Annotated in this window: 6 protein-coding genes and 2 pseudogenes; 6 read left to right on the top strand and 2 right to left on the bottom strand. The window is 38.7% G+C overall.

The window, feature by feature from the left end:
- Positions 1-263: 263 nt before the first annotated feature.
- From GJS40_RS09930 to GJS40_RS09910, 6 genes and pseudogenes are all read left to right on the top strand, one after another.
- The gene (locus GJS40_RS09930) at positions 264-833 is read left to right on the top strand and encodes a Uma2 family endonuclease (RefSeq protein ID WP_270897708.1); all 570 of its coding nucleotides are present in this window, start codon (positions 264-266) and stop codon (positions 831-833) included.
- Positions 834-860: 27 nt separating this feature from the next.
- A pseudogene (locus tag GJS40_RS14570) lies at positions 861-938 on the top strand (SEC-C metal-binding domain-containing protein); the annotation flags it as partial.
- 1,078 nt (positions 939-2,016) lie between these two features.
- Positions 2,017-2,376, top strand: a pseudogene (locus GJS40_RS09920) (acyl-CoA dehydrogenase family protein); the annotation flags it as partial.
- A gap of 18 nt (positions 2,377-2,394) precedes the next feature.
- On the top strand, positions 2,395-2,703 hold the full coding sequence (locus GJS40_RS14500; RefSeq protein ID WP_333723920.1) for an enoyl-CoA hydratase/isomerase family protein: 309 nt from the start codon (positions 2,395-2,397) through the stop codon (positions 2,701-2,703).
- Positions 2,685-3,158, top strand: coding sequence for an enoyl-CoA hydratase-related protein (locus GJS40_RS14495; protein ID WP_333723921.1), 474 nt, complete (start codon positions 2,685-2,687; stop codon positions 3,156-3,158). Before GJS40_RS14500 ends, GJS40_RS14495 begins: the two co-directional genes overlap by 19 nt.
- A 356-nt stretch (positions 3,159-3,514) precedes the next feature.
- Complete coding sequence (locus tag GJS40_RS09910) at positions 3,515-5,119, top strand: Vga family ABC-F type ribosomal protection protein (protein WP_270897706.1); 1,605 nt, start codon at positions 3,515-3,517, stop codon at positions 5,117-5,119.
- An 867-nt stretch (positions 5,120-5,986) separates the two neighbouring features.
- Here the strand turns inward: GJS40_RS09910 and ilvD are convergent.
- Both ilvD and GJS40_RS09900 read right to left on the bottom strand, forming a co-directional pair.
- Positions 5,987-7,666 (bottom strand): dihydroxy-acid dehydratase, encoded by a 1,680-nt coding sequence (gene ilvD, locus GJS40_RS09905; RefSeq protein ID WP_270897705.1) that lies wholly within the window; start codon positions 7,664-7,666, stop codon positions 5,987-5,989.
- A 168-nt stretch (positions 7,667-7,834) separates the two neighbouring features.
- The gene (locus GJS40_RS09900) at positions 7,835-8,509 is read right to left on the bottom strand and encodes a FadR/GntR family transcriptional regulator (protein WP_270897704.1); all 675 of its coding nucleotides are present in this window, start codon (positions 8,507-8,509) and stop codon (positions 7,835-7,837) included.
- Between the last annotated feature and the right edge of the window lie 204 nt (positions 8,510-8,713).

Genomic DNA, 8,713 nt, shown 5'->3' with positions numbered 1-8,713 from the left:
TTTTGTAAATGTTGTGTGGTAACTTCATTTTACAATAAAGGGCGATTTTTTTGTGCACATTTTTCAAAATGAGAAATAGAAAAGGGACTCCAAAAAGTCAGTTTCTACTGACTTTTTGGACAGCCCCAAAATGAGGGGCAAGCAAGCGTTAGCGCGCTAGCTAACAAGGGAAACCAGCCCCTAAGGTGAATTTTGGGCTAAGACTTTTGATTCAATTTAAATACTGTATAATATAAAACAAAAATCAATGAAGGGGTGATGAAATGGAACTTCCTAATAAAAACACGTTGACCTATGCTGAGTACTTACAATTAGGGGAAGACGTACAATATGAGGTCATTGATGGTAAAATCTACAATATGTCACCATCTCCAAATGTGAAACATCAATCGGTTTTAGTGGAGTTATCAACAGAATTCAATATGTATATGAGAAACAAATCATGCAGATTACTTGTGGAAATTGATGTTTGCCTTTCTGGAGAAGATGATCCGAATAAAGTGGATGAATGGTTGAGGCCTGATATAGTGATTGTATGTGATAAGAATAAGATACACGAAAATCGAATAGTAGGAGCACCAGACTTCATCGTTGAAATTTTGTCAAAGTCCACTGCTAAAATAGATAAGCTCGTTAAGTTTCATCGGTATCAACAAGCCGGTGTGAAAGAATATTGGATTGTGGACCCTGTCCACGAAATCATTGATGTCTATGTATTAGAAAACAATGAGTACAAACATGTTGGTATATTCGCGAATGATGAAAAAGTGAAAGTAAGTCTATTCGAAGATTTATCTATCGACCTTAAAAATATTTTTAGGGAAGAATTTTAGAAGAAATTAAAGGAGGAACGCATCAAGATGAAAATAGGTCGTAATGACCCATGTCCGTGTGGAAGCGGTAAGAAATTCAAAAAATGCTGTATTGATAAAACAGAGCTTTTTGTTCCTAAAACGGAGTATTGGAGTAAGGAAGAAGTAGAGTTGATGAGCACAAGTGATATTACCGCTAAGCTTGGCTTTATAAATATTCCATTTGATAAAGAACAATTTCTACGAGATATTCGGGTATTCCAATCTGCGGAAGATTTATCGGAGATGTGGTTTGAAACATGCAACGTTTCTGCAGTAGGGTTTGATGAAGATTTCCCTTGGTTTGCAGCATGGGAATTGTGGAATAGATTGGGAGAAGATGAACTTCCTTGTGATGAAGAATTGGACGTCATGATTGACAAGGGATATGCACTAATAGAAGAAGATCGATTGGGTGAAGCGTGTGATCTGTGGCTGTCCCAATGGAATGTATTTACTCAAAAATATGAAAATTATCGTGATATAGGAGATACGGACAGCGTGTATAAAGGAGACAATATTCCGAGCAATTGGTGTCAAGATATCGAAATGAACGTAATGAATGCGGGTTGGCGTGAAAGCTCTCGTTTTTTCAAACTTGGAATAGAGTACTGCCGTTCATTTGTGGAGAGGTTTCCGGAAAGTGATGAATTGATGATTAAAAATATGCTGCGGGCAGAAGCGGAAGCCTATTTTATGATTGGTAAAGTAGAGGAAGGAGAAAAGAGGTTTCAGGAAATTATTAAAGCATATCCGCGCTGGATCTTCGGATATGTTGGCTGGGGAGACATGTATGCTTTTGGAGATGGGGTGCCAGTGAATCACAAGAAAGCAAAAGAAATTTACAACATGGCGTTAAACATTGAATTGGACGACCATTCAGATGATGGGGTTCTGGAAGAGAGATTAGAAGCACTTGAAGAATAAGACTTAATTATATATGAGGCATGAAAACAGGAAAAAGGCAGGGAGACCTGTGCTGAGACAAAGATTCTCTTTGGATTTTGGGTAGTAGTAACTTGTTCATATTTTCGTTAAAGGGCTTTTGGTGTATCTCCTAAAAGAAAAGCAAAAGCCCAGTGTAAACTTTTTTCTTATGCTTTGAATTTGATGTCTAACTTAATGTCATATTTTTTCAATTTGTAATATAGTGTGGAGCGACTAAAGAATCCAGTTTGGAAAACCCATTTTTGAACAGCAAATTATTCAGCATTATTTAGCGGAGATGGCAATGGAAATCGAAGCACTTAGGTCTTTTGTTTATCGTGTTGCTGCGATGGTGGATCGAAATGAAAAGGTAATTAAAGAAGCAGCAATGGTAAAACTACTTAGATCGGAGACGTACAATCGTGTAGCAGATAAGGCTTTGCAAATTCACGGTGGTATTTGCTATATTTCAGAATACCCGATTGAACGCTTTTACCGTGATGCCCGGATCACAAGAATTTATGAGGGAACCTCAGAGATACAGAAAAATATCATCGCCGCTCAACTTCAACGCAACTATAAAAGAGGGAGAGAGTAAAATGGATATAACAATATCTTGTTGGATAAAGAGGATAGCATAGCTACAATTATTCTAAATCGTCCGGAAGTAAGAAACGCTTTAAATGAGGAGACGCTAAAAGAAATTTTATCTGCTCTGAAAGCAATTGAAGATGATGAGGATATCGATGTCATTATTTTTATTGGAGAGGGAGAAAAAGCATTCACTGCCGGTGCTGATATCAACCAGCTAGCGACAAGAGAATCTATGGATGCGTTTGAAAGTGGTAGTATGTCAGAAGTATACCGGAAGATTGAAAATAGCAAAAAGGCCACCATTGCAGCACAATTAATGGATATGCATTAGGAGGAGGTTTCGAACTTGCTCTAGCCTGTGATATTCGAATTGCCTCGGAAAATGCTCAATTGGGTTTGACAGAGTTAGATCTCGCAGTTATCCCTGGAGCAGGTGGGACGCAGAGACTGTCCAGAGTAATTGGTAAAGGGAAAGCATTGGATATGATATTAACTGGAGAATTTTTGCTAGCAGATGAAGCAAAACAACTTGGACTTGTTTCCAATGTTGTTCCACAAAGGGAATTATTTGATACAGCAAAAGATAAAGCAACGCGAATTGTCCAAAAAGGGCCGTTAGCAGTACAAATGGCTAAGCTAGTTGTTAATAAAGGATATGATGCTGATATGGATACAGCCCTAGTAATAGAAAATCTAGCACAGGCTGTTTTGTATGGAACGAATGATAAGAAGGAAGGGACGCAAGCTTTTTTAGAGAAACGTACTGCTGCTTTTAGTGGGAAGTAGACGAAATAAGTGTACAAATGTAGTAGCATCAATATGGGATATAGCAGTAAACTTATTGACACTGGAGAAAATTGCATCTACACTGAAATTAACAAAACAGAAAGGGTGAGCCTTAGGCCAATGAAGTTATAATCCTATTTTTCGTAATATTTTCATAAAGCAAATTCCTTGTATATGGGATAAGTGTGTCTTTATGAGGTATTCAGAATAGGATTATACTGATATGAACTGAGGTGAGGCGATAGCGTTTTTCTCATGATGCGCTATTTCTGTTATACTCTTTGATCGGTAAAGTCTCCTATTCTGGATAGCTAGAATATGGAGGCTTTTTTGTCTCCGAATTAGGAAGTGATCGAATGTTACTACAAGCAAATGAACTGACAATTTCTGTTCCTACAAGGACACTATTGGAAGTGAAATCGTTAGAAGTTTATGAAGGAGATCGGATTGGTCTGATTGGTAAAAATGGTACTGGTAAATCAACGTTATTGCATACCCTTGCAGGAGAGGTGGAGCCTGAGAGGGGAGAGATTATTCGTTACAGCACAGTTTCCTTGTTACCCCAGCTAAAAAAGCATACTGGTCACAAAAGTGGTGGAGAAGTGACCCAACGCTACATTCAACAGGCTTTTTCTAAGCAAAATGGTTTGCTGCTGGCGGATGAGCCGACTACTCATCTTGATCAAAAACATATTGAATGGATCGAGCAGTTGTTTTCACAGTGGCAAGGGGCTTTTATCGTCGTTTCCCATGACCGCGCTTTTTTAGATGCTGTGTGTACGAAGATTTGGGAGATAGCTGATGAAACGATTCACCAATATGTTGGAAATTATGAAGTATATAGCGTTCAGAAGCAACAAGCACTTGAAACTAAGAGACAGGCGTATGAAAATTATCAAGCAAAGAAACAACAACTGGAACGTGCGATTATGAAAAAAGAACAAAAGGCATCACGCGCTACGAAAAAGCCGAAACAATTGAGTCGCTCAGAAGCAAAAATTACTGGTGCCAAGCCATATTTTGCAAAGAAACAAAAGAAACTACAGCAAACTGCAAAAGCATTGGAAACGAGATTAGAAAAACTAGAAAAAGTGGAGAAACCTTTTGAAGAAAAACCGCTTCAAATGCATATTCCTTTTCAAGAAAAATTATCAGGACGAAATATAATTCAAGTTGCCCATTTAGATGGAAAAGTCGGGAATAAAATGCTTTGGGATGATGCGAACTTTTTCATTCGAGGCGGGGATAAAGTAGCGATTATTGGTGAAAACGGAGCTGGAAAAACGACGCTACTTCGAAAATTATTAACAGACAAGGAGCACGTCACCATTTCCTCAGCATGTAAAATTGCTTATTTTAAACAAGATTTAACGTTGTTAGATGAAGAAGCGTCTATTCTTGATAACGTAAAAGAAACAGCCATTCACGATGAAACGCTTATTCGCACGGTGCTAGCAAGACTTCACTTTTACCGTGACGATGTCTATAAACAAGTGAACGTCTTAAGTGGTGGCGAACGAGTGAAAGTAGCATTAGCGAAACTATTTTTAAGCAACAGCAATGCGCTCATATTAGATGAGCCAACCAATTTTTTGGATATTGAAGCGATGGAAGCATTAGAAAAATTGTTACTGGAGTATGAAGGGACCGTTTTATTCGTCTCCCATGATCGTCGGTTTGTCGAAAAGATTGCTACGAAAATCATCGCAATGGAAGAAGGAGAGCTTATCTTTTTTGATGGGACTTATGAACAGTTTCAACAGAGAAATAGTGAAGATAAAAGGAATGTGGAAGAACAGTTGTTATTAATAGAAACAAAAATCTCCGATGTGTTAAGTAGGTTAAGTCTCGAACCATCGAAGGATTTAGAAGCAGAATTTCAAGCATTACTACAACAAAAACGAACACTACAAAAAGAAGTGGCTGGGACAAAACTTCAGTCATCGCCAAAAACTTGGTGAGTCTCTCTTTTTATGTACAAAGAACATTTAAAAATGAAAATGATAAAAAAAGTGTCGTATGAACTGGTGATGCGACACTTTTTTCGTGCAATCTAAACAGGAGTGGTTGTAAGAGAGATGGAATTGGAAATAAATAGGTGATTCGGAGCGTTTTTCTGCTTCATGCGACGAATGACGCTTAAAAAAAGAAGATAAATCGTTCCATAAACGTTTCATACGACGCTTCATTTTTTCAAACACCGGTCGAATGGTTGCATGGTAGTTGAAATTGGAAGAAATGAGGATAAAAACAAGTTGCAACACGTTTCATACGACCTTTTATTGCGAGAACGATGCAATGAAGTGTCGTATAAAAGATTCATACGACGAAATATGATACAAATGGGGAATCTCGTTCCAGGGAAACTTCGATTGGGGGCTTGCGCTGCATTCGGGCATCTGCTGACGATTCGCGTACATCATACTGGTGACATAGAATCATTGGAGGCTCATTTATACTTCTTGTGCATGCGCTTCTGGCGGGAAACTTATAGAAATAGTAACCCATCCATTAGAAAAAAATGAAAAAACCTTACAAAAATGGTTCCAAGCAAATTTTAGTGCTTAGAACCATTCTTTTTGGCTAGTTATGTCTCAGCTTCTCTATCACTGCATGAATGTTGTAAGAAGTAGGAAAACAGTTTTTTCTATATTATTTTACTTTTAAAAAAATCCGTTTCATTTGTTTTCTCTCATGATATAATAGGAACATACATTCCTATACATATTCACCGATCAGATCCTAAGAAGAATAGGCGAAAGGGATAAAGAAAAGTGAATAAAAGCTATCATTCTACATTGTTTCATAGAATGATAGCTTTTTCTTTATTATATGCTCATAATACCGCCTTTGGAGGCGTTTGTCACAAGTTTGGAATATCGTCCAAGCCAACCATTTTTAATTTTTGGTTCGAATGGTTTGAGATTTTTTCTCCGTTCTTCTAGTTCTTCGTCGGAGAGTCTCACGTTCAGTGTACGGTTTGGTAAGTCGATTTCAATGATATCGCCATTTTCAATTAAAGCAATAGGACCGCCTTCTGCTGCTTCAGGAGAAATGTGTCCGATGGAAATTCCGCGGGAAGCACCGGAGAAACGTCCATCAGTAAGGAGTGCGACAGAGCTTCCGAGACCGCGTCCCATAATAGCGGAAGTAGGTGCTAACATTTCCGGCATTCCTGGTCCACCTTTTGGACCTTCGTAGCGAATAATCACGACATGTCCTTCTTTCACATCGCCATTGTCGATTGCCTTTTGCGCTTCTTCTTGTGAATCAAAGACGATGGCTTCTCCTTCAAATTCTTTAATGTTAGGGTCTACGGCTCCGACTTTAATGACAGCGCCTTCTGGAGCGATGTTTCCGTATAAAATCGATAATCCTCCCACCGGGCTGTATGGGTTATCTTTTGGACGGATCACTTCTTTATCTTTGATTTCGTAGTCTTTTACTAGTTCGCCAATCGTTTGACCTGTTACTGTGATACGCTCCGGATGAATGGCGCCTGGAATTTTTGATAGTTCGTTTATAATCGCGCTGATTCCACCGGCTTTATTAATATCATCCATGGAGATGTCTGAAGCTGGCATAATTTTCGCGAGATATGGAACTCGAGCTGCAATTTTATTAATGTCTTCTAAGTTGTAGTCAATTTCTGCTTCGTTTGCGATCGCTAACGTGTGAAGGACAGTGTTGGTGGAACCACCCATTGCCATGTCAAGGGCAAAAGCATCGTCAATGGCTTCTTTTGTAATAATGTCTCGTGGTTTTACGTCTTCTTCAATCATGCGAATGAGATGTTTCGCCGCTTCTCGAATAAGTTCTTTTCGCTCATCGCTTGTCGCTACAATCGAACCGTTTCCTGGAAGAGTGACTCCTAACATTTCCATTAAACAGTTCATGGAGTTTGCGGTGAACATTCCAGAACAAGAACCACAGGTAGGACATGCATTTTGTTCGATGTCTTTAAATTCTTCTTCTGTCATTTGACCGGACTTATAAGCACCGACTCCTTCAAACACAGAAGTTAATGAAAGTTGTTTTCCAGAGGAGCTTGTCCCTGCTTCCATCGGTCCACCGGAAACGAAAACGGAAGGGACGTTTGTCCGAACTGCTGCCATTAACATCCCCGGCGTAATTTTGTCACAGTTCGGAATATAAAAGACACCGTCAAACCAGTGAGCATTAATCACTGTTTCCGCACTGTCCGCGATTAATTCCCGGCTCGGTAATGAATAGCGCATGCCGATATGTCCCATCGCAATGCCGTCGTCAACACCGATCGTGTTAAACTCAAATGGAATTCCGCCCGCTTCTATGATCGCTTCTTTTACCACGTCTGCGAATTCACGCAAATGAACGTGGCCTGGGATAATATCAATATAAGAGTTACAAACCCCGATAAACGGTTTGTCTAAATCTTTTGCTTTTACTTTTCCGGTAGCATAGAGAAGACTACGGTGAGGAGCACGGTCGACTCCAATTTTAATCATGTCACTTCTTCTACTCATCATTACACACCCTCGCTTTTTTATTTGAAAACATTTTATCTTTTATGTTGTCTACTGTCAATAACGTTGTATGATGATACTAAACCTTCAATAGTCGATTTTTTCTTTCTTCTTCCAGCAGTCAAACACAGGAAGCATTTCTCTGGCTCCCTATGAAAAAACTGTTTTCTCTTATTCAATGCCTAATTCTTTCATCGCATGTAAAATATGAATTTTCATTGCGCTTCTTGCCCCTTCCGGATTGCGATTTTTCATAAATTCCATGATCATTTGATGGTCAGTGACTGTTTCTTTTACTGCCACTTCTTTTCTCTTTGATAAGATGACCCCTTTATTAATTCCTTGGTAAATGACCGGCAATAATTTTTCCATAAATTGATTGTGTGTTGCTTTTGCGATTGCTTGATGGAATTTCTGTTCTGTTTCGGTGCGATCTTCATTTCGTTTAATTTTCTCTTCGATTTGTTTTCCGTACTCTAAAATTCGCTTGATTTCTGCGTCACTAGCGCGAAGTGTTGCGTAGTAAGCAGCTTCTGGTTCCACAATTAAGCGAATTTCGTACAAATCTTTTGCGTTTATTTTTTCATCCGCAAGAAATCCAAGGGATTCGAGATGATCGACATCAATGTCTTCTTTCACAAATGTTCCTTTGCCACGTTTAATTTCTAAAATGCCATGTGTTACAAGAATTCGGACTGCTTCTCGTAACGTCGTCCGACTGACATCAAGCTCTTCTGAAAGTTCATTTTCATTTGGAAGTTTATCCCCCGGGAGAAATCTTTTTTCAATGGCAATCATCGCCATAATATCATCTGCCACACTGTCAGAAAGTCTTTTTTGAATCACTGTATCACCTTATATTTTCTTTTAAGTATAGCATATTGACCGGTTGATCAGCTTGGAAATAGCAAAAAACGCGAGAGGGTGAAGTGCAGATGACATAAACTTTATAAAAATATATAAAAGTCAAAAATTATTGTTGAAATACCTCCTACTTTCTTGTATAATATACAAAGTAGGAGGTTGTAAAATGAAATATTACAGTATAGG

This window comes from Aliibacillus thermotolerans (assembly GCF_027853235.1).
Classification (GTDB): Bacteria; Bacillota; Bacilli; order Bacillales; family Marinococcaceae; genus Aliibacillus; species Aliibacillus thermotolerans.
This window is presented reverse-complemented; position numbering and strand designations above follow the sequence as displayed.